The 19,967-nt window shown below is 69.0% G+C and carries 21 protein-coding genes and 5 pseudogenes; 13 read left to right on the forward strand and 13 right to left on the reverse strand.

The features are described from left to right. Positions 1-86 precede the first annotated feature (86 nt). Positions 87-1,277 carry an acyl-CoA dehydrogenase family protein gene (locus EF387_RS21250; RefSeq protein ID WP_128378177.1) on the forward strand — a complete coding sequence of 397 codons (1,191 nt, stop codon included), beginning with the start codon at positions 87-89 and terminating at the stop codon, positions 1,275-1,277. A gap of 68 nt (positions 1,278-1,345) precedes the next feature. Here EF387_RS21250 and EF387_RS21255 read toward each other — a convergent pair whose 3' ends face one another. Further along, positions 1,346-1,618, reverse strand: a complete 273-nt coding sequence (locus EF387_RS21255) for a hypothetical protein (protein ID WP_238431614.1) — start codon at positions 1,616-1,618, stop codon at positions 1,346-1,348. Positions 1,619-1,939: 321 nt separating this feature from the next. Between EF387_RS21255 and EF387_RS48435 the strand changes: the two are divergent. From EF387_RS48435 to EF387_RS50055, 4 genes and pseudogenes are all read left to right on the forward strand, one after another. After that, positions 1,940-2,129, forward strand: a pseudogene (locus EF387_RS48435) (IS5/IS1182 family transposase); the annotation flags it as partial. A gap of 326 nt (positions 2,130-2,455) precedes the next feature. Then, positions 2,456-2,815 (forward strand): hypothetical protein, encoded by a 360-nt coding sequence (locus tag EF387_RS21265; RefSeq protein WP_128378178.1) that lies wholly within the window; start codon positions 2,456-2,458, stop codon positions 2,813-2,815. Positions 2,816-3,093: 278 nt separating this feature from the next. After that, positions 3,094-3,816: a glycosyltransferase family 32 protein gene (locus EF387_RS21270; protein ID WP_162467179.1), complete on the forward strand. Its 723-nt coding sequence runs from the start codon at positions 3,094-3,096 to the stop codon at positions 3,814-3,816. A 56-nt stretch (positions 3,817-3,872) separates the two neighbouring features. Then, positions 3,873-3,989: pseudogene (locus tag EF387_RS50055) on the forward strand (IS630 family transposase); the annotation flags it as partial. A 58-nt stretch (positions 3,990-4,047) separates the two neighbouring features. On the opposite strand, the gene dgoD reads toward EF387_RS50055, so the two are convergent. After that, entirely contained in the window at positions 4,048-5,193 is a 1,146-nt protein-coding gene (dgoD, locus tag EF387_RS21280; protein WP_128378180.1) for a galactonate dehydratase, read from the reverse strand. A 214-nt stretch (positions 5,194-5,407) separates the two neighbouring features. Between dgoD and EF387_RS21285 the strand changes: the two genes are divergently transcribed. After that, positions 5,408-5,788, forward strand: coding sequence for a carbohydrate kinase family protein (locus EF387_RS21285; protein ID WP_338058118.1), 381 nt, complete (start codon positions 5,408-5,410; stop codon positions 5,786-5,788). 141 nt (positions 5,789-5,929) lie between these two features. Beyond that, positions 5,930-6,070, forward strand: a pseudogene (locus EF387_RS21290) (beta-propeller fold lactonase family protein); the annotation flags it as partial. Positions 6,071-6,080: 10 nt separating this feature from the next. Here EF387_RS21290 and EF387_RS49770 read toward each other — a convergent pair. Next, positions 6,081-6,220 (reverse strand): annotated as a pseudogene (locus EF387_RS49770) (IS630 family transposase); the annotation flags it as partial. Positions 6,221-6,232: 12 nt separating this feature from the next. On the opposite strand from EF387_RS49770, the pseudogene EF387_RS21300 reads away from it, so the two are divergent. Together EF387_RS21300 and EF387_RS21305 are read left to right on the forward strand one after the other, a co-directional pair. Next, a pseudogene (locus EF387_RS21300) lies at positions 6,233-6,721 on the forward strand (amidohydrolase family protein); the annotation flags it as partial. 125 nt (positions 6,722-6,846) lie between these two features. Further along, a complete protein-coding gene (locus tag EF387_RS21305; RefSeq protein WP_128378182.1) occupies positions 6,847-7,476 on the forward strand; it encodes a TetR/AcrR family transcriptional regulator in 630 nt (209 codons plus the stop codon). Between the two features lie 25 nt (positions 7,477-7,501). On the opposite strand, the gene ccrA is transcribed toward EF387_RS21305, so the two are convergent. The 7 genes from ccrA to EF387_RS21335 form a co-directional block, all read right to left on the reverse strand. Continuing rightward, on the reverse strand, positions 7,502-8,782 hold the full coding sequence (gene ccrA / locus EF387_RS21310; protein WP_128378183.1) for a crotonyl-CoA carboxylase/reductase: 1,281 nt from the start codon (positions 8,780-8,782) through the stop codon (positions 7,502-7,504). Between the two features lie 33 nt (positions 8,783-8,815). Beyond that, complete coding sequence (locus EF387_RS21315; protein WP_420802607.1) at positions 8,816-10,204, reverse strand: aldehyde dehydrogenase family protein; 1,389 nt, start codon at positions 10,202-10,204, stop codon at positions 8,816-8,818. 5 nt (positions 10,205-10,209) lie between these two features. Continuing rightward, a complete protein-coding gene (locus EF387_RS21320; RefSeq protein WP_128378185.1) occupies positions 10,210-12,324 on the reverse strand; it encodes an acetate--CoA ligase family protein in 2,115 nt (704 codons plus the stop codon). A 119-nt stretch (positions 12,325-12,443) separates the two neighbouring features. Then, a complete protein-coding gene (locus EF387_RS21325; protein ID WP_128378186.1) occupies positions 12,444-13,817 on the reverse strand; it encodes an aspartate aminotransferase family protein in 1,374 nt (457 codons plus the stop codon). A gap of 198 nt (positions 13,818-14,015) precedes the next feature. After that, positions 14,016-14,276: a hypothetical protein gene (locus EF387_RS21330; RefSeq protein ID WP_128378187.1), complete on the reverse strand. Its 261-nt coding sequence runs from the start codon at positions 14,274-14,276 to the stop codon at positions 14,016-14,018. A 133-nt stretch (positions 14,277-14,409) separates the two neighbouring features. Continuing rightward, positions 14,410-14,532 carry a hypothetical protein gene (locus EF387_RS49455; RefSeq protein ID WP_274388950.1) on the reverse strand — a complete coding sequence of 41 codons (123 nt, stop codon included), beginning with the start codon at positions 14,530-14,532 and terminating at the stop codon, positions 14,410-14,412. Then, positions 14,522-14,968: an extracellular solute-binding protein gene (locus EF387_RS21335; protein WP_128378188.1), complete on the reverse strand. Its 447-nt coding sequence runs from the start codon at positions 14,966-14,968 to the stop codon at positions 14,522-14,524. Before EF387_RS21335 ends, EF387_RS49455 begins: the two co-directional genes overlap by 11 nt. Positions 14,969-15,181: 213 nt before the next feature. On the opposite strand from EF387_RS21335, the gene EF387_RS21340 reads away from it, so the two are divergent. Further along, positions 15,182-15,850: a Type 1 glutamine amidotransferase-like domain-containing protein gene (locus tag EF387_RS21340; RefSeq protein ID WP_128378189.1), complete on the forward strand. Its 669-nt coding sequence runs from the start codon at positions 15,182-15,184 to the stop codon at positions 15,848-15,850. Between the two features lie 193 nt (positions 15,851-16,043). Here the strand turns inward: EF387_RS21340 and EF387_RS48445 are convergent, their stop codons facing one another. From EF387_RS48445 to EF387_RS21360, 3 genes are all read right to left on the reverse strand, one after another. Further along, on the reverse strand, positions 16,044-16,865 hold the full coding sequence (locus EF387_RS48445) for a class I SAM-dependent methyltransferase (protein ID WP_238431616.1): 822 nt from the start codon (positions 16,863-16,865) through the stop codon (positions 16,044-16,046). Further along, positions 16,855-17,202: a hypothetical protein gene (locus EF387_RS21350; protein ID WP_128378296.1), complete on the reverse strand. Its 348-nt coding sequence runs from the start codon at positions 17,200-17,202 to the stop codon at positions 16,855-16,857. The genes EF387_RS48445 and EF387_RS21350 overlap by 11 nt, the downstream gene beginning before the upstream one ends. A 498-nt stretch (positions 17,203-17,700) precedes the next feature. Beyond that, on the reverse strand, positions 17,701-18,279 hold the full coding sequence (locus EF387_RS21360) for a dihydrofolate reductase family protein (protein ID WP_128378190.1): 579 nt from the start codon (positions 18,277-18,279) through the stop codon (positions 17,701-17,703). Between the two features lie 323 nt (positions 18,280-18,602). On the opposite strand from EF387_RS21360, the gene EF387_RS21370 reads away from it, so the two are divergent. The 3 genes from EF387_RS21370 (at position 18,603) to EF387_RS21380 (ending at position 19,949) form a co-directional block, all read left to right on the forward strand. Then, on the forward strand, positions 18,603-18,788 hold the full coding sequence (locus EF387_RS21370; RefSeq protein ID WP_274388951.1) for a zinc ribbon domain-containing protein: 186 nt from the start codon (positions 18,603-18,605) through the stop codon (positions 18,786-18,788). A 28-nt stretch (positions 18,789-18,816) separates the two neighbouring features. Continuing rightward, positions 18,817-19,257, forward strand: a complete 441-nt coding sequence (locus EF387_RS21375) for an Lrp/AsnC family transcriptional regulator (protein WP_128378191.1) — start codon at positions 18,817-18,819, stop codon at positions 19,255-19,257. 122 nt (positions 19,258-19,379) lie between these two features. Further along, positions 19,380-19,949: a TetR/AcrR family transcriptional regulator gene (locus EF387_RS21380; RefSeq protein ID WP_128378192.1), complete on the forward strand. Its 570-nt coding sequence runs from the start codon at positions 19,380-19,382 to the stop codon at positions 19,947-19,949. Positions 19,950-19,967: the final 18 nt, after the last annotated feature.

Genomic DNA, 19,967 nt, shown 5'->3' on the forward strand with positions numbered 1-19,967 from the left:
GGGCGTGTCATCACCATTCCCTATTTCTGTAACACGTTCTACCGTGTGCGCCGTCAAGTCCGGCCGTGGGGAAGCCTGGAGGCGCCATGCATCTCGAATACACGCCCGAGCAGCAGCAGTTGCGCACCGAACTGCGGACCTACTTCGCCGAGTTGGTGCCGGACAACGCCTACTCGCGCTATGCGGACCCCGCGGCCCAGAAGCGGTTCTACCGCGACGCCATCCGCCGGCTCGGTTCCGACGGCTGGCTCGGGGTCGGCTGGCCCAAGGAGTACGGCGGGCGCGGGCTCACCCCCATGGAACAGTTCATCTTCTTCGACGAGGCCGCACAGGCGGGTGTACCGCTGCCGCTGATGGCACTCAACACGGTCGGGCCGACCATCATGCAGTTCGGCACCGAGGAGCAGAAGGCGTACTTCCTGCCGCGCATCCTTTCCGGCGAGATCGACTTCGCGATCGGCTACAGCGAACCCGACGCCGGAACCGACCTGGCGGCGCTGAAGACACGCGCGGTCCGCGAGGGAGACGAGACCACCGGCCACTACACGGTCAACGGCCAGAAGATCTGGACCACCAACGGCGACACCGCCGACTGGGTCTGGCTCGCCGTGCGTACCGATCCCGAGGCCCCACCGCACAAGGGCATCACGATGCTCCTGGTCCCCACCACGGACCCCGGTTACTCCTGCACCCTCATCAACACCCTCGCCTCGCACGACACCACCGCGAGCTACTACGAGAACATCCGCGTGCCCGCGTCGCACCGGGTCGGCGAGGAGAACAAGGGCTGGCGGCTGATCACCAACCAGCTCAACCACGAGCGGGTCACCCTGGCCGCGCACGGCACCATGGCGATCCGGGCCCTGCACCAGGTGCAGCGCTGGGCGATGGAGACCAAGCTGGCCGACGGCCGCCGCGTCGTCGACCTGCCCTGGGTGCGCCGCCGCCTCGCCCAGACCCACACCCGTCTCGACGCGATGAAACTCCTCAACTGGCAGATGGTGAACGCCGTCCAGCAGGGCACGCTCACCCCGCAGGACGCCTCGGCCGTCAAGGTCTACGGCTCGGAGGCGCGCCGGGACGCGTACGCCTGGCTGATGGAGATCGTCGCGGCGGCCGGTCCGCTGAAGGAGGGCTCGGCGGGCACGGTCCTCCACGGCGAACTGGAACGCGGCTACCGGTCGGCCGTGATCTTCACCTTCGGCGGCGGCAACAACGAGATCCAGCGCGAGATCATCGCCTGGATCGGCCTGGGAATGCCGCGCGTCCGCCGCTGAGCGGTTTGTGACGAGGATTTTTAGTTGGCACAAGAGAGGGGTAATTGACACCAAGATCACGGTGGTTCTCAGAGGTGACGGCGCATCACCTCGATGCACCTGTCCCGGGCCGCGTTTGATCGGTCCCGGGGGTACGGGGTTCCGAGGTTCATGCCGCTGTCGGTAGTGACCGGTGGCTGCTGCCACGCGAGGCCCATCTGCGCGTCGGCTTCCGCTCGCGCCGTGGCCACGAGGGTTGCGTAGGGACCCGCGACGGCCATGGCCTCGAACTGAAGCCACGCCTGGTGGAAGGTCATTCGTGCCAGCAAAGTGCTGACCTCGTCGGTGAGTTGTTGTCGCACGGCGGACAGGACTCGGGACGGCGCCGTATGCGGTACGGCATCTCCAGGTACTCCTCGACCGCCGTCAGCGCTTCGGCGAAGCTCTTGGCCCGGCGTTCCCTCCGTACGTCCGCTGGTTGAGGGTGTAGGTGAGGCTGCCTTGCTGGCCAGAGGCCTTACGTGCCGTCCGCTCCTGCTCACCCCGGCCGTCACCCTGACCCGCTGGTGGCAAGCCTGGACCGACAAGGACCCGCCGTCCGAACTCCAGGCCCTCCTCGACGCGGTCACCGCCGGCAGACCGCTTGATCTCTACCGCCCGGTCCGGGTGGATCCACGAACAGGAAGCTGCGGGCGGCGAAGAAACTCGACTGGTCGCGGGCGTTGATCGACTCCTCGCACGCGCGGGCGGCTCGGCGGGCCCAGAAGCGGGCCCAGCCCGGTCGACCGCGCACGGCCGGGCAGCAAGTGCCACGTCCTCACCGACGGCCAAGGCGTCCCGCTCGCGGTGCGCCTGACCGGCGGCAACCGCAACGCGAGCTTCTCGCCGACAGTGCGGTGTGCTGGGCACCGGCCACCTCGACGGCTGTGCGCGCGAGCGGGGCGGCGTTCTTGGCCTTGCGGTTCGTCAGACAGGTCTCGATGCGGCGGGCGTCGGTGCGGCGGATCGCGGCCGGCGTCTGGTAGCCGGGGTCGGCGCATCGCTGCGCGGCGATGTCAGCGGCAGGCCGATCGTGTCACACCGATGGAACGTAAAAGCAACGCGGGAGGTCCTGCTCCACCATGCGGGACGGTCCTAACATCGTCTCTTCTACGCGCATTGGAATCGGGGTGGGGGCTGTGCGTCGCAGAAGCCGGGTCGTGATGCGGTCGCGTCCGCGCTGGGGCTCAGCATCCCAACAGTGGACGCCTGCGGCGCGGAGTCCGGCTTCGACTCGGACCGTCAGCCTCACCGTCATCTCGACCGACTACGGCGCCAGCGTCCACAAGAACTCCCAGGCGAGCGGGGCCCGGGTCGGCCCGCTGTTCCAGTCCGAGCATCCGGGCATCCGCCCGGAGACCAAGATCTGCCCCGCGGGCACCGTCCACCCGAAGGTCGCCGAACTGGTCGAGCTGCGCAAGGCGCCCGACATCGTTCGGACCGACAGCTACGCCGAGTACGTCCAAGGACCTGCTCCGCAGTGTCGACGAACTAGGGCGGCTTCGGCGCTCAAGGCGTAGGGCGATCGCGTTGCCGCTCGACCGGAGGAGGCGGATGCGAGGCGCTGACCACGCCCGTGTGTCCACATTGCTGACCACCCGTCGCACGACACGGCCAGAGCGACGGCGAGGGCTGCTCCCAGGTCGTCCGCCGCCGGACCACGAGCGTAGGTCGGTGCACCCAACCCGTCGCCCAGCAGGCGGCGATTCCTCAACACCATGATCCGCTGAGAGGCACCGTGATCCGCAAGAGATTCCGCAGGTCTACCATCAACGCTGCGGATGCCGTCGAAGCAGGTGTGCCCAAGTTGATCCACGTCATCTGGATCGGCAAGAAGGCATTCCCCTACCGGGACAACTTCCACACCTGGAAGGAGCACAACCCCGACTACAAGGTCCAGCTCTGGACCGACAAGAGCCTCCCCGTACTGCACAACCAGTGGATCTACGACGCCCTCGCCGACCAGCCGCCTGCCATACGGGCCGACCTTCTCCGCCTCGAAATCCTCGCGCAGTACGGCGGCATCTACACCGACGCCGACTCCTGGTGCACCCAGCCCATCGCCCCCCTGGTCGACGGCCTGACCCTGTTCGGCATGACCGGCAACAAGGGCAACGTCCAGAACGCCACCCTCGGCACCGTCCGGAACCATCCCGCCTACCGCCTGATCGTCGAAGGCGCCGGGGCACGCTACCTCCGCCTGGCCTACGTCAAGCGCAACACGACCGAGAAGTACGAGGTCTTCGACATCTTCGGCACCCGCTACGTCACTCCCATACTGCGTTCCTTCCCTGACTTCACTCAGATCGACCAGGGTGCGGCAAAGGGAAGTCGCCGCCTGATATGCGTTGAGGGCCTGGACAACACCAGCGAGGCATACATCGTCCACGCCAACGCGACCAGTTGGAAGAAGGCGGGCAGCGACAACCGCCTCACGCTCACGCCGGCCCGTCCCGAAATGGCACCTCCGGTGCGACCCCGCGGCGGGCCGGGTTTAACGAACTACCCGTACTCAGGTTGAACTCTCGGTGTCCGCGGGCCCGTGACGGTTCTTGACCGCTACGGTACGACGTTCTCATGCGGCACGCGCATGGGGGCGGGCTGACGCCCCGGGAGCAGGAGAAGCGGGAGCGGGTGCGTCTGGAGGCGGCTGATAGTTTCGCTCGCAGGGAGAAGATCGAGGTCGTCGCAAGGGATTCTTCGGGTGACGCCGGACTCGGCCTCGTGTGACCGCCCGGGCGGGCCTGCCCCGCTACCAGGAGGCGAGTGAGCCGTCGGTGTTGCGCCAGACGGGGTTGCGCCAGCGGTGGCCGCGTTCGGCGGCGGCGCGGACCGCGTCCTCGTCGATGGTGATGCCGAGGCCGGGCGCGGTCGGGCGGTCGATGTAGCCGTCGCGGAAGGTGAAGGGTGTTGTGTCGGCGAGGTAGTCCAGCAGTCCGCTGCTGTCGCCATAGCCGATGCCCAGTGCTTGTTCCTGGATGAGGAAGTTGGGGATCGCGAAGTCGAGTTGCAGGCTGGCCGCGAGGGCGATCGGACCGAGTGGGCAGTGCGGGGCCACCAGGACGTCGTAGGCCTCGGCCATCGCCGCGATCCGGCGGGTTTCGGAGATGCCTCCGGCGTGGCTGATGTCGGGCTGGGCCACGGCGATGCCGTCGGAGAGTACGGAGCGGAAGTCCCAGCGGGAGTACAGGCGTTCACCGGTGGCGATGGGGATGGTCGTGGAGCGCACGACGGCGCCGAGGTCCTGGGTGAACTCCGGCAGCACCGGCTCTTCGACGAAGAGCGGCAGGAGCGGTTCCAGGAGGGGCAGGACACGGCGGGACATCGCTCCGTTGAAGCGGCCGTGGAAGTCCAGTGCCAGGTCGCGCTCCGGTCCGATGGTCTCGCGGACCACGGTCACGCCGTCCACGATGGCGTTGATCGCGGCGGGGGCGGCGAGGGGCTCCAGCTGGCCGCAGGGGTTGAGCTTGACCGCCGTCATGCCCTTGGCGACCTGCGTGGCCGCCGACTCGGCAAGTTCCTCCAGGGTTTCGCCGCCCACCCAGCCGTAGACGCGTACCCGGTCGCGCACGTGGCCGCCGAGGAGCTGGTGGACCGGGACGCCGTGGGTCTTGCCCGCGATGTCCCACAGTGCCTGGTCGATGCCGGCCAGGGCGCTGTGCAGGACGACGCCGCCGCGGTAGAAGCCGCTCTTGGCCAGCACCTGCCAGTGCTCCTCTATGCGGGCGGGGTCCTGGCCGACCAGGTAGTCGAACATCTCCTCGACACAGCGGGCGACAGTGGCCGCCTTGCCCTCGACGATGGGCTCTCCCCAGCCGGAGATGCCCTCGTCGGTGTCAACACGCAGAAAGAGCCAGCGCGGTTCGACGAGGAAGAGTTCGTAGCCAGTGATCTTCACGGTTACCTCCGGGGCCAGTGAGACCGAGCCGCTGTCGTACGACGAACTGCTGGAGATAGGCAAGAAGTGACCAAGCGCAGGCTCGGCAAGGTCAAGGTCTCACGGACTGAGCGCCTCGGTCCGCTCGCTTCTGTGGAGCGAGGCCGAGGCCAGGTATACGCTGCTGCCGCTGCTGCCGCTGCTGCCGCTGCTGCCGCTGCTGCGCAGGAGAGCCCTGGTCTTCGCGGGACCGCACGAGGCCCGGCTCGCGGTGCCTGGTACCGACGCCCCGGAGGAGCCGGCCAAGGGCATCTGCGACCTCGGCCCCGCCGGAGCCGTCAGCAAGCTGGGCGCCGAGGGCACCTTCGCCCTCCTCGACGGCCGGGAACACCGGCAGCCCGCCGTGCCCGTCACCGTGCACGACTCCGTGGGAGAGGGAGACGCGTTCGCCGCCGGATACCTCGCCGAACTGCTCGCGGGCGAACCGCCGGAGCAGCGGCTGCGGACGGCGGCCCTGCTCGGCGCCTTCGCCGTCAGCACCACGGGCGACTGGGAGGGCCTGCCCAGGCGTCACGAACTGGACGCGCTCGACCACCACGACGACATCGTCCGCTGACCACGGCGGGACGCCCAGGCCGACCACGCGCGGACAGCGCCACACCCATGTCCCGATCCAAGTAAGTACCGGGAACCCCCATGCCAACCCCCGCCTCCCCCGAAGTAGTACGGCAGCAGCGACACGGCACCCGGCAGCGTAGGCGTGCTCCGCCTCGACGCGGACGGACGCCCCGTGGAGCTGACCGATGTCGCCGTCCACGAAGGGGCGGGCCCGGTCGCCGGACGGCAGGAGGGCAGCCACGCCCATCAGGTGCTCGTCGACCCGGCGGGCCGTTACTGACTTCGGCTCGTCAGGGTGACGTTGGATCGTCCAGGGTCAGGCCAGTGCCCGCTATGAAACCGTCGATGGTGTCGGGCCGGTACTGAAGTCGCTTGAGCGGTTGCGGACGCGGGCCTCGAGTCGGTCGAGGGCGACCACGGCGAGGTTGGCGCAGATCGTCCACCCGACGACATCGCACGGTTCAGGGCACTGGACGCCGTCGCGAACATCCAGCCCCTGTGGGCCGCGCACGAACCCCAGATGGACGAGTTCACCATTCCGGTCATCGGCCCCGAGCGCGCCCGCCGGCAGTATCCCTTCGCCGCGCTCCGCGAGGCGGGGGCGAGGCTGGCTGCCGGCGGCGACTGGCCAGCGACCAGCCCCGATCCGATCAGCGGCATCCATGTGGCGGTCAACCGGCTCCTGCCCCACTCGAGGGCTGAGCCGTTCCTGCCGGGACAGCGGATCGCCCTCGATACCGCCCTGGCCGCCTACACGGCGGGATCCGCCTGGGTGAACCACCTCGACGACACCGGTTCCATCGTCGTCGGAAACCTCGCCGACCTGGTCGTCCTGGACCGCGACCACTGCGCCGGGCCCCCTGAGGAGATCTCCTCGACGAAGGTCACCGCCACATGCGTGGAGGGCTCGGCGGTTCACACGGCACCCTGACGTCCGAGGCGAGGGGACACAATCTGCCCGCCTGCGGCCACTAATAAACGTTCATGCGAATATTTGGGGGGCGGTAGGCTGGCAGGTGAGGGGGTCCGACGGGCCCGTCCAGCGGGAGGGCGAGAGTGCCACGAGGCAGATTCGCGGCGGAACAGGTCGACGGCAGGCGTGTCAGGCGCGCCGCGTCCGGGACCGAGGACCGACGGGACCAGATCCTGCGCGCCGCCGCCGACGTCATCTGCGAACGGGGCTTCGCCGACACCCGCATCGCGCAGATCGCCGACCGGGCCGGTGTCAGCGGTGCCACCATCATCTACCACTTCCGCACGCTCGACCGCCTGCTGGTGGAGGCTCTCAAGCACGCGGAGGAACAGTTCTACGCCTCCGCCGAGCAGGTTGTCGCCGACGGCGCCACCCCCGAGGAACGCCTGCGGCGCCTGGTCGAGTGGGTTTTCTCCGCGGAGCACGACAACCCCCAGCTCTGGGCTCTGTGGCTCGACACCTGGTCGCAGGCGACGCGCCATGAAGAGGTCGCGGCAACCCGTGCGGCACAGGACGAACGGTGGCGGGCCATGATCGCCGACATCGTCCGTGAGCTCCCGCTCGAACCGGGAGACGTCGAGCGCTTTTCCGTGGGGTTCGGCGCCTTCATCGACGGGCTCACCATCCAAGTCGCCCTCGACGACCCGAGCATGACACCCGGGTTCGCGTGCGAGCTGGCCCTGTCCTATGCGAAGGCCGCACTCGGACGGTGAGTCACGTGCGTTGCTCCCGCTCCCGTCAGGACGCGCCCGTACCGGGCCCGGGGGCACCGAGGAGGGCGACGACGTTGCCGAAGACATTCTCGCCACGCCCCATCGCCGCATGCGCCGCAGGGAGTTCGGTGAAGGCGATGGTACGTCCGAGGCAGGGATCGATCTTCCCCTCACGGACGAGGTCGTTGTAGGCGACGGCCTGGGCGTCGTTGGTGCCGTGTGAGCCCTGCAGACGCTTCTGCCTCGTCCAGTGGTAGCGCAGGTCGACGACGGCGTCGTATCCGGTGGTTCCCGCGCAGATGACGACCATGCCGCCCGGCTGGCAGACGAGGACGCTGGTGGGGATGGTGGCCGCGCCTGGGTGTTCGAAGACGATCGCGGGATCCTTTCGCTCACCGACGATGTCCCAGAGCCGCTTGCCGAAACGTCGTGCCTCGGCGGTCCACTCCTTCTGCCCGACCGAGTCGTCGACGAGGGGCGGGATGCCCCAGTGGGTGAATTCCCTGCGGTCGATCCAGCCGACAGCGCCGTGGCGTTCGCTGTACTTGCCGCGCTCCCCGTCCGAGACAACGGCCACCGGCGTGGCTCCGGCGAGCCGGGCGAGCTGCAATGCCTGGGTTCCCAGACCGCCCGAGCCGCCCCAGACGAGCACGACGTCGCCCTCCTGGACGGTGTTGCCGGCCCAGCCGTGGAGCATGCGGTAGGCGGTGGTGCCGACGAGTGTGGGTGCGGCGGCTTGTTCCCAGGTCAGATGGTCGGCCTTCGGGAGCACCTGGTGGGCCTGGACGCGGGCGAACTGGCCGAATGACCCGTAGTTCGTGTCGTAGCCCCAGATCCTGGCGCTGGGCGCAATCATCTGGTCGCGGCCCTCGACGATCCAGGGGTCGTCCGCGTCCCACCATCCCGGGTGGATGACCACGTGGTCGCCGATGGTGATGCCGGTGACATGGTCGCCGACGGCGTAGACGATGCCGGAGGCGTCGGAACCTCCGACGTGGAAGTCCTCGGTCTCGCCGCGCTTCTGGCGGGTGCCGATCTGGTCGACGGGGTAACCGCGGGCGGCCCAGACGTTGTTGTAGTTGACGCCGGCGGCCATGACGGCGACGAGTACCTCGTCCGGTCCGATGGCCGGGGTGGGCACGAGTTCGGGCCGGAACGCCCGGGCCGGGTCACCGTAGCGGTCGGGTCGTACGACCTGCGCGTGCATGTGTGTCGGCACCTGGCCCAAGGGGGGAAGGCTGCCGATGTCGACAGATGACAGGGTGGGAGTGGATACGGAACGCCGGTCGGCGTCTGTGGTGCTCATGTGCTGCCTCTCCGATGGAGATGTCTTGGCGGTTCAGGCGAGTTGGATGGCCTTGGTCTCCAGAAACTCCTCAAGGCCGTAGCGACCGAGTTCACGGCCGTTCCCGGACTGCTTGTAGCCACCGAAGGGCGCCGCGACGTTGAACTCGGCGCCGTTGACGTCGACCTGTCCGGTGCGAAGTCGCCGCGCGATCGCCAGGCCGCTTTCTGTGGTCGCGGCCCAGACGCCGCCGTGCAGCCCGTAGCGGCTGTCGTTGACGAGTGTGATCGCCTCGTCGAGGGTGTCGTAGGAGAGGATCACCAGCACCGGGCCGAAGATCTCTTCCTGGGCGATGGTCATCTCCGGGCTCACGTCGCCGAAGACGGTCACCTTCGCGTAGTTGCCGTTGGGCCGGTCGTCCGGATGCCCGAGTCCACCGGTGATCAGTGCGGCTCCGGCGTCGAGCCCGGCCGCGATGTGGGACTGCACGCGGTTGTACTGGTCCGGCGATACCAGCGGGCCCAGCTCGGGTTGGATCTCGGCGGCGACGCGGGCGGCGATCCGGGCGACGGCGTCCCTCGCGGAACGCGGGGTGATGAGGCGGGTCCAGGCGTTGCAGCACTGCCCAGAGTTGGTCATGCAGGAGCGCACGGTCGCTGTGACCGCCTGCTCCAGGTCCGCGTCGGGCGTCACCAGGCTGGCCGACTTGCCGCCGAGTTCGAGCGCGACCCGTTTGACGGTCGCGGCGGCGGCCTGGCCGACCAGGGCGCCCGCACGGGTCGATCCGGTGAAGGAGACCATGTCCACGTCGGTATGACGGCTCATCGCCTCCCCCACGACGGGGCCGGTGCCGAAGACCAGGTTGAACACGCCCGCGGGAATGCCCGCTTCGTCGAGGAGTTCGGTGAACCGGCAGGTCGCCAAGGGCGTCAGCTCGGCCGGCTTGGCCACGACCGTGCATCCTGCGGCCAGGGCCGGGACGATCTTGGCTACGAGCTGGTAGAGCGGGTAGTTCCAGGGCAGGATCGCGGCGACCACGCCGATCGGCTCCCGGGTGACGAGCGAGTTCCCGATGCGCTCCTCGTCGGGTTCGTGGGCGAGCTGCGCCACGTAGTCGTCGATGATGGCGATGGGTGTGCCGACATGCTCGCTCAGCGCGAACGCTTGCGGTGCGCCCATCTCCGTCTCGATGAGCCGGGCCAGCTCCTCGGCATGCGAGCGGAGGAGCTGGCCCAGCGCGCCGAGCAGCCGGGCCCGTTCGTCCCGTGGTGTTGCCGCCCAGTCGGGGAAGGCCGAACGGGCGGCGGCGACGGCCGCGTCGACGTCGGCGGCGCCGCCGGCGGGCGCCGATCCCACGACGAGGTGGGTGGCCGGGTCGATGACGGGTGTCCGGTCCGCGGTCGTCGGCGGGCACCAACGGCCGTTGATGTAGTGGCACTTGATGTCGGTCATGGTGAGTCCTTGTCGGGGGAAGCGTCGGCCGTGAGCACGATCAGTGCGTCGACCGCTCGGGCCACGCCGTCCGGAGCGCAGACGATGGGGTTGATGTCGATCTCGCCGATGCGTGGCGCGCCGCGCGCCAGGGCATCCATGGCCAGCAGTGCTACGGCCAACGGTGACTGCCACGTCTCAAGCCCGGACCGGCTGATCATGAGCCGCACCAGCTCGGGGGTGAGAGGGCCGACGAAGGTGACCGGTGTGGTGCTCTCGACCTGGGTGCCGCCACGGCCCAGGGCGTAGACCGGTCCCCAGACCGGATCGCGCACCATGCCGCAGAACACCTCAAGGCCTGGGGCGACCTGTTCGGCCACGAGCACGCGGCCGGCCAGTCGCGTCGCGGCGTCGCATACCGCTTCGGGGCCATTCAGGTTGAGCATGACGCCACCCGCGCGCGCCTTGTGGGCCGGGCCGTCCGTCTTGACGACCACCGGGAACCCGAGCGTCCTCGCCGCCTCGACGGCGTCGTCGGGCGACTCGGCGAGGAGGCGCCGGGCGAAGGCGACGCCGGTCCGTTCCAGCAGGGCCGAGGAGTCGAACTCGGAGAGCGGACCCGCGGGCAGCCCGGCCAGTCCGCCGGCGATGTCGGACGTGCGCGGGGGTGGCACCGCCGCCTTCGGCAGGCCCGCGCCCGCGGACCAGGCGGCGGCTCGGGCGATGGCCGTCAGGCCTGATCCGATGCCCTTGAGCAGGCAGACATCATGCTCGGCGGCATAGCGGGCCAGGGCTTCGGGAGGGTCGGTCTGATGCACCGTCGTCACCGCGGTGAAGGTGTTCGTACGACGGCCAGCGTCGGCCAGGGCGCGCACGACCGCGCCGCACCACGTCTGCTCGGTCTCGCCGCGGTGGCGCGACAGGTCGACCTGCCCGATGAGGAGGTCATACGCACCGGCGTCGGCCAGCGCTTGGATCGCGGCCGAGAACGCGGCCACCGGTTCGGCGATCGCCCACGGGTCGAGCGGGTTGCTCGTCGGCAGCAACGGATGGTCGGCGCGCAGTCGCCGCTGGATCGACTCCGGGAGAGCGGGAAAGGTCAGCCCGTTGCGCTCGGCGTGGTCACCCAGCAGGGCCGCTTCGGCTCCGGACTCGGTGACCGCGCCGATCCTCCCTCCGGTGGGCCGGCGTGCGGTCGAGAACACGCCGAGGAGTTCGATCATCTCCGGCAGGTCGTCCACCTGGAGGACACCGTGGGAGCGCAGCACGGCGGAGAAGGCCGCGTGCGACCCGACGATCGCGCCGGTGTGCGCGAGGGCGGCGCGGCGAGCCTGTTCGCTGCGCCCGATCTTCAGGCACACCACGGGCTTGCCCGCCTCGGCCGCGACGCGCAAGGCTTGGCGGAAGGCCTGGGGCCGCCGCACCGTCTCCAGGAACAGCCCGATCACCCTGGTCGCCGGATCGGCCGCGAAGTGGGCGACCCAGTCCGCGGCGTCACGGTTGAGTTCCGCGCCGCAGGAGACGACGCCGCTGAAGCCGTAGCGCGGGCCGAGCGCGAGGAACGCGTCGGCTATGGAGCCCGACTGGCTCACGATCGCGACCGAGCCCGGCAGGAAGGACGCGGGGATGGTCCCGAGCCAGGCCGAGGGCGAATCCGGGCTGGCGGAGCCCATGCAGTTGGGGCCGAGGACCGCGGCTGAGAAGGCCTCGGCGATCCGGTGCAACTCCCGCACGGCGGCCGGGCCGTCGGCTCCGGATTCGACACCGAGGCCGGGGACCACGAACGACCGCACGCCGAGCGCGAGAGCGTCCCGCATACTCGCCGCGATGGTCGCCGGGCCCACGGCGAGCACCGCGAGTTCGGGTGGTGCCGGCAATGCCGACAGCGACGGGACACACGGCAGTCCGGCCACTTCGGAGTTGCTCGGATGGATCCCTACGGCCTCGCCCGTGCCCCGTCGGACGTTGGCGACAAGTGCGAGGTTGCGCCGTGACGCGCCGACCAGCGCGACCGACCGCGGCGCGAGGATGGCGCGCAGGCCGCTGGTACGCAGCGCGTCGCGTGGGGCGGCGGTCGCTGGCTGGCTGCCGGGCGGCGTGGCGGGTCGGGTGGCGGACTGCGCACTGCTCATGGTTCTCCCGTCCGTTCCTCGTCGGGAAGTGGGTGATTGAAGGACTCAGCGGGTCGGGCGAGGTCGGCTGGGATTCGACAGCGCCCTGAAGGGGCGCGCCGAACCGCGCAGCGGAGCGCTCAGCGCGACACCGCCGCCACGAAGGTGCGGAAGTTCCGCGCGAACAGATCGATGTCCGCCTGGTCGTGCTGCGCCGACAGCAGCCACTGCTCGACCTTGCCCCACGGCGGAAGGAACGCCCCTCCGTTGTGCTGCACCAGCCAGTGCGCGTGGCTGTAGCGGTCGTCGACGCCGAGGAAGTCACGGAAGTCACGGACCCGCTCCGGCTTGAAGATGACGCACCCCTTGGCGCCGACACTGACGACGTTCCACCGCACGCCCGCGTCCGCGACGGTCTGCTCCATCTGCTGTTGCAGGGAGGAGGCGAGACGGTCGAGGCGGCCGTACGTCTCGTCGGTCAGCACCTCGGCGAGGGTGGCGCGGGCGGCGGCCATGGCCAGGGGGTTGCCGTTGAAGGTGCCGACCTGCTCGTAACGGCCGTCGACGATCGCGCCCATGACCTCGGCGGTACCGCCGATCGCGGCGACCGAGATGCCGCCGCCCAGCGCCTTGGCCAGGCACACGATGTCCGGTACGACGCCGTAGCGGGCCGTCGCCCCACCGGGTCCGGTGGTGAATCCGGTCTTGACCTCGTCGAAGGTCAGCAGTGCGCCGTGCCGGTGGAGCAGGGTGCGCAGGCCGTCCAGGTAGCCCGGGTCGGGAGGGATGATGCCCGCGTTCATCATGACCGGCTCAAGGATCATGCCGGCGATCCGGCCGCGGTGCTCGACGAGTGCCCGCTCGACCGCGGACAGGTCGTTGAAGGGGACGATCACGGCCAGATCGGTGATCGCCCGCGGGATGCCGCCGTTGGCGGTCACGCGGTTCGGGTGCTCGCGGCTGCCGATCTGTTCGGCGGCGGGCATCACCGAGACCTGCACCGAGTCGTGGTGGCCGTGGTACCCGCCCTCAAGCTTCAGGTACATGTCCCGGCCGGTCACGGCGCGCATCAGATGGATTGCGTCCATGGTGGACTCGGTGCCGGAGTTGCCGAACCGCCACAGCGGGAGGCCGAAGCGGCGCGACAGTTCCCGGCCGACCCAGATGGCGTCCTCGGTCGGCTGGGCGAAGTGGGTGCCTCGGCGGACCCGGTCGGAGACCGCCGCGACGATGGCCGGGTGCGCGTGGCCGGCGATCGACGCGCCGTAGCCGCCGTGCATGTCCACGTACTCGTTGCCGTCGACGTCGTACACCTTCGACCCGGCGCCGTGGCTCATCCAGACCGCCTGCGGCTTGGCGATCTGCCAGCTCGACGTCGCGCCTCCGGCGAGGTACCGGCTCGCTTCCTCGACCAGCTCCGCGCTGCGCGGCTGGCGCTTCAGAAAGATTTCCTGCTGCTCGGCGATCACCTCGTCGACGGTGTCGACGGAGGGTGAGTCCTGGGCTTGGGGCATGGGTGAACCTGACCTTCCCTGCGCATCTAATAAACGTTCATTTGAAAGTGTGGGAGCGAGTGGATGCGCATGTCAAGGGCCTACGGACCCGCACGGCACCCCGACCTACTTGGGCGCGGACACCCTGGACAGTAGACCTGCCGCGGCAGGGCCAGGGCGTCGTCTCCGGGGTGCAGGTTGGCCGCACCAGGGGTGCGGTTAGGCGATCCGGGCCACCTCCACCCGGCCCAGCGTGGTGGCCAGCAGCCGGCGGTGGCCCCGTTCGGCCCGAGGGCGCACCACCGCGTCGCTGCCGGTGACCACCTCCACGCGCACCTCGGCGGCAGCGCGGGCGTCAAGCTGGTCCTGCAGCATCTGCCGCAGCACTTCCGGCCCCGCGGCGGTGATGTAGTCCTCCACTCCTTCGGCGGTGGCCGCGGCCATGGCCGGTGCGGACAGATGGGCGAGCATCTCCTCCATCCGGGTGCGAGTGGCGGTGAACGGGGCGGGGGCCTGGGACGCGGACGTCTAAGGTGCCACCGGGTCTTCTTCCTTGCGCGGTCTGGCTGTTCACCCGACCAACAAGGAGAAGGCCCGTTCCCGTATCGGCAGGTCACCCGCTCGCCGCGGCACCTGAACGCGCCAGAGTGAACAGGCCGCCCGGGGTCCGCACCACCCGCCCGGCGGCAGCGGCCTTCTTCAACTGGTGGCGCACCCGCTCCACTTCACGGAGCACCGCCTGCGACCTTGGTGATGTCGGTGAGCATGCCGTCGGCGGCGAAGTTCGCCAGGTTCATCCCGTCCATCTTCGACGGACACGGGGCGGTGCCCGCGTTCACCGCGGCACGCAGCCTCTGGTACGCGGCCTCGCCCGCCGCGTTGACGAACTTGATCTGAGTGTCGGGGTGCTCCTTGTTCCACACCTTCGTCTGGGCCTCGATACCGTCGGTCCAGCTCCAGAACTCGAGCGTGACCTTGACCTTGATGTCGGCCTTCGCGGCGGAGTCGGAGCCCTCGCCGCTCCAACAGGCGGCCAGCACAAGGGACAGCGACGCCACGGCGGCAACCGAGGCGAGGGCGCGGGCCTGCCGCCCGCCCACGCCGTACGCCGCGCCGAACTGGCCCGCAGCGCTTGAACAGTGGGGTGAGCGAACCGACTTGGGGTCAGGCATGAACCGACGTCAGGCCGCGCACGGACGGAGGGCCACGCACTTCTGGACGGACGTCACGCGCTCCTGGAGGGAAGACGGATGCCCGACCGCCGACGGTCCCTCCTACGTCGGCCGGACCGATGACGACCCGGCCAACTGATGCGCCATGCCATGACTGTATTAGTGGATCCTGGGTTCGTTGCGCGCGCCCGTGAGTCGTGCTTGGCTCGCCCGATGAACTTTCTGTTGACCGCGAGTGGCCTGCGCAACGAGACACTGCGGGATGCGCTGCGAGACATGCTGGGAAAGCCGTTCGGATCGGCGAACGTCGTGTACGTTCCCACGGCGTCAGTCGCCGAGCCCGGGGACCACGGGTGGGTCGTCGCGGACATGAACCGGCTGCACGGCCTCGGCTGGCGGGAGTTCGACGTCCTGGAGCTGAACGGCCTGCCCCGGCAGATGGTGCTCGACCGGCTGCTCAACGCCGACGTCATCCATGTCGGGGGCGGCAGCCACTACCACCTCGCGCGCAGCATCACCGGCAACGGCCTGGCCGACGGCTTCCTCGAGGCGCTGGAGAACCGGGTCTATGTGGGGTTCAGCGCCGGCTCAATGATCTTCAGCCGTAATCTCACCGCACACTCCGCCGACGTCATCGGGGACACCACGGACCTCCACGTGCTCGGCGCGACGACCGTGGAGCCGCCGTTCGGCCTCTTCGACTGGTATCTCAAGCCGCACCTGTACTCGCCGGATTTCCCCGAGCGGGACGACGCCTGGGCTGATCGCATCGCCGCGCGGGCGGACTTCCCCATCTACTTCATCGACGACGAGACGGCCGTATGCGTCAGGGACGGCAAGGTGGATGTCATTTCTGAAGGCCGGTGGCGGTTCCATCCGTGACTCAACGCGTGATGGGGAGCCCCGGACAGGGCAGTGCGGCGCCCAGGGGCCGCATTGATGCGGAGCTGCCGGGGTGAGCACCTGCGTCAGGCGACTTGCGCGAGGTAGTACGGAGTGACGTCTTGCCGTTCGGCGGGACGGAGCTTGCGGCGGGTGAGCCGCCGGGTCATCAGCGTGACGGCCGCCCAGGTGATCAGTGACTCGCTCGTCTCGGGGAGGCGTTCGTGGGCGCGGCAGTGCCGGCGGGCGTGCATGGTCCACGATCAGGAGCGTTCCACGACCCGGCGGCGGGGAAGGACGACGAAGCCCTTTGCCTCACGAGGATTCGACGCCGACGAAGCTCTTGAGCGCGCCATGCTGGTTTTCTGGAAGCACGGCTACGAGGGGGCCAGCCTGACCAGCCCTGACCCACGTGCCAGAGCTGGAAGGTGATGGTTCGTTCTCCGCGGTCGACGTCGTCGACATGGTCGGCACGGTCGGCGATCCGGTGGACTTGTGGAGGTGTCGAAGCCGGGCGGTCGTGCACCAGGTCGTCATAGGGGCGTGTGCTCACCAGCAGCAGACCGGCGGGACGCAGGACGCGTCGCATCTCGGCCAGGGCGGCGTGCACATCCTGCTCTGTCAGCAGGTGAGGCAGCGAGTTGTCGGCGCAGACGACGGTGTCGAACCGGCCATCGGGAAACGGGAGGCCGGCTGCGGTCTCCTTGAAGCCGCAGGCATCCAAATAGTACGGACGCCAGTGCTCCTCGAAGTCGACGTGAAGCCATTGGCACTTTGCGGCACGGGCCTCATGGGCCGCAGTTTCGACAAGTGCGGCGCCAACTCCTTGCGCCCGGCAATGCCGGGCGACCACCGTGTCCAGGATGAAGGCGTGGACACCACCGTCCCAGACGACGTTGACGAAGCCGATCAGAGAATCGTCGTTCCACGCCCAGACCCAGCCGAGGCTGTGGCGCCCGAGTCGTGTTGGCCAGTCGGAAGGGCTTCTCGCTGTGGTGCGACGGTCAAATGCCATCCGAGTAACCGGGGTTGGGAGGTTGGCGGGGAGTCCACCACTCCAGGAGTCCCCACACCCCAAGGGCGAGCGCGGCAACGGCGGCGAGTACCGCGACCCAGGGTCGGTCCGACCAGCGGGTGGTCAACGCCCAGGCCAGAAGGGGCACCAGAGCACCGCCGAGCAGGACGAGCGGGAGATCGACGAACAGTACGCTCAGATCACGGGAATGGCCCTCGAACCCACCATTGACACTGATCGCGGCCCGTGGCGCCCACGCAAGGGCCGCAGTCGCTGCGCCCAGGCCGGCAAGGAGGCATCCGGCGCCGCAGGTGGTGGTGTTCGAGGAGGTGCTCATGTTTTCCGGCGAACGTCGGCTCATGTCGGTGACGGACGCCGGCGGCATGCTGGGTGGTTCCGTCGGGCGGTCGACCGCCTGCTCTCGGCTCGTGCGTGTGCCGGCGAGCCGGTGGGAGTCCGGACCGGTTTCGATGATGTCGCCGCCGAAGGTGAGGCGGTCGACGATGTCCGCGCAGAACCGGGTCGGTGAAGGTCTCATGTTCGACCAGTGCCCGTTCCCGACCCGTCTTCATGAGCGGAGCGTAGGGCTGTGAGGGCCTGGGTGAAGGCCGAGTCCCGAGATCCCTCCGCGACGCGTTGCGGCGCATGATCTTCGACAGGTTCTTGGCCCGGTATCCAGCTGACCGGCCCGACGACGCGGGGGATAACCCCACCCCCGCCTCGCCCAGCACGTCGGCTGACGCGTAGGCACACCCGTTGGGCCGGTCGGCATGTCGGTCAGCGGGGACTTCCGGTCATGCTCCGCCGCTTGACGCGATTGGGTACATGGATGGACTCAGACATGCAGTGTGGGCCGGTAGATGAGCTCTTGGATGTGGCCGTCGAGCGTCCGGCTCTCGATCAGCTCCAGGTCGAAGTCGGCCGCACCCTGGAAGATCGGGTCCAGTCCGGTCCGACCGGTGATCACAGGGAAGAGCGTCACCTGGACCTGGTCGACCAGACCGGCGGCCATCAGCGCCCGATTCATCGACAGGCTGCCGTGCGAGCGCAACGGCACCGCGGACTCCTCCTTGAGCCGGGTGACGACATCGACGGCGTCACCGCTCACGAGGGTCGCGTCCGGCCAGTCGAGGGGTCCTTCGAGTGTCGTCGACACCACCGTCGCCGGCATGTTCCTCATCCGTGTGACCCATGGGTCACGAACGTCGGACTCCTCGGTGCTCGTGGCCAGCATTTGCGCGAACGCCCGGTATGTGTTGGCCCCGAAGACCATCCGCTGCTCCTCGCCGTACTGGGCGAGTCGGTGCGCCAGGAGCTCGGGGCCTTGTTTGCCCCAGTAGCCGGTCCAGTTGCCGCCGGCGGCGCCGAAGCCGTCGAGGCTGGAAAAGACGTCGAACGTATAGGCAGCGGTCATGGTGCTCTCCCCGGGTGTGGGTGATGGCGTGCGGTTGATCGAGTGTGTGGATACAGACCGGAACCAACCCCGAGACTCATCGCCGTCGGATTCCTGGAGTCCGACCGTCCCGGACGCGGCCTCAAGCGCTGATGCGGCCCCAAGCGCTGACCGACGTCGAGCTGTGACGGTCGACGAGAATGACTCCCGAACGAGCTCGGTTGTCAAACGGCCCAGGCGCGAACGGAACAGCGCCGACACCGGCGATCGGCCGAGTACGATCCGCGACGTCGCGGCAAAGGCCGAGGTGTCCGTAGCAACCGTTTCTGAGTGCCGCTCGCCGGGTGATCGCAGTGGACGCCCGTAACACCTCCCGCACGTGTCCGCTCGCCGCCGGAGGCTGCGGGCACATCGCCAAGGAGAACCGCGTCACCCAAGCAAAGTTCGAGTGCGTCAAGTGCGGCCTGGTGGAGAACGCCGACACGGTGGGCGCGCTGAACGTTCTGCAAAGGGCCGGGTTGTTGCTCTGAGAGGCGCTCCGAGTGCAATGTTCCACGTGTGGATGCGACGGACAGAGCAATCATCGCCGAGTTGGAGCGCGACGGGCGGCTGACCAACGTCGAGCTGGCGAGCCGGGTGGGGCTGACCACAGGGCCCTGCCTGCGGCGGGTCCAGCGGCTGGAGGCCGACGGTGTCATCCGCGGATACCGGGCCGTCATCGACCCCGCCGCCGTGGGCCGTTCCTTCGAGGTCCTGATCGACCTAACCCTCGACGCCCAGGACGCGGAGACCGTCGAACGCTTCGAGCGGACCCTGACGCAGGCGGAGGAGGTCCTCGAACTGCGTCGGCTGTTCGGCAGCCCCGACTATTTCGTACGCGTCGCCGTCGCCGATCTGGCCGCCTACGAGACGTTCCTCAGTCAGCACGTCATGACCATCCCGCGCATCCGGAACGTCACCTCGCACTTCACCATGAAGACCGTGAAGCCCGCCCCGTGAGCATGTGGCCCGTCGGTCCGAGCGGGCAATAGGTGGGCTTTGAATGTCCCTAAACAGGATTACGACTTGCCTAAAGGCTTTAGGTAACTGCATAATTGTTTCTGGCGACAAGGGGAAGACCATTGGCACGGGTAGGACTGACCACGGAACGCCTGGCCCGGGCCGGCGCGGAACTGGCCGACGAGGTCGGCTTCGCGCAGGTCACCGTCTCGGCGCTGGCCAAACGGTTCGACGTCAAGGTCGCGAGCCTCTACTCGCACGTGAAGAACTCCCACGACCTCAAGACGAAGATCGCTCTGCTCGCCCTCGAGGAGCTCGCCGACCGGGGCGCCGCCGCGCTGGCCGGGCGGGCCGGAAAGGACGCACTGGCGGCCTTCGCGAACGTCTACCGCGACTACGCACGGGAACACCCCGGGCGCTATGCCGCGGCACAGCTGCGGCTCGACCCCGAGGCCGCGGCCGCCAGTGCGGGAGGCCGGCACGCACAGATGACGCGGGCGATCCTGCGCGGATACGACCTGGCGGAGCCCGACCAGACGCACGCGGTCCGGCTGCTGGGCAGCGTCTTCCACGGCTACGTCAGCCTCGAACTGGGCGGAGGGTTCAGCCACAGCGCCCCAGACACGCAGGAAACCTGGTCACGGATCATCGACGCCCTCGACGCCCTCCTGCGGAACTGGCCCACAGCGTGAAACTTCTGACCGTGACAC

It is taken from the genome of Streptomyces cavernae (assembly GCF_004023625.1).
Taxonomy (GTDB): domain Bacteria; phylum Actinomycetota; class Actinomycetes; order Streptomycetales; family Streptomycetaceae; genus Streptomyces; species Streptomyces cavernae.

Excerpts from the sequence above, each read along its gene's own strand:
- EF387_RS21250 (WP_128378177.1), top strand. The coding sequence starts at position 87 with ATGCATCTCGAATACACGCCCGAGCAGCAGCAGTTGCGCACCGAACTG.
- ccrA (WP_128378183.1), bottom strand. The coding sequence starts at position 8,782 with ATGAGCACCACAGACGCCGACCGGCGTTCCGTATCCACTCCCACCCTG.
- EF387_RS21320 (WP_128378185.1), bottom strand. The coding sequence starts at position 12,324 with ATGAGCAGTGCGCAGTCCGCCACCCGACCCGCCACGCCGCCCGGCAGC.
- EF387_RS21325 (WP_128378186.1), bottom strand. The coding sequence starts at position 13,817 with ATGCCCCAAGCCCAGGACTCACCCTCCGTCGACACCGTCGACGAGGTG.
- EF387_RS21330 (WP_128378187.1), bottom strand. The coding sequence starts at position 14,276 with ATGGAGGAGATGCTCGCCCATCTGTCCGCACCGGCCATGGCCGCGGCC.
- EF387_RS21335 (WP_128378188.1), bottom strand. The coding sequence starts at position 14,968 with ATGCCTGACCCCAAGTCGGTTCGCTCACCCCACTGTTCAAGCGCTGCG.
- EF387_RS21340 (WP_128378189.1), top strand. The coding sequence starts at position 15,182 with ATGAACTTTCTGTTGACCGCGAGTGGCCTGCGCAACGAGACACTGCGG.
- EF387_RS48445 (WP_238431616.1), bottom strand. The coding sequence starts at position 16,865 with ATGGCATTTGACCGTCGCACCACAGCGAGAAGCCCTTCCGACTGGCCA.
- EF387_RS21350 (WP_128378296.1), bottom strand. The coding sequence starts at position 17,202 with ATGAGCACCTCCTCGAACACCACCACCTGCGGCGCCGGATGCCTCCTT.
- EF387_RS21360 (WP_128378190.1), bottom strand. The coding sequence starts at position 18,279 with ATGACCGCTGCCTATACGTTCGACGTCTTTTCCAGCCTCGACGGCTTC.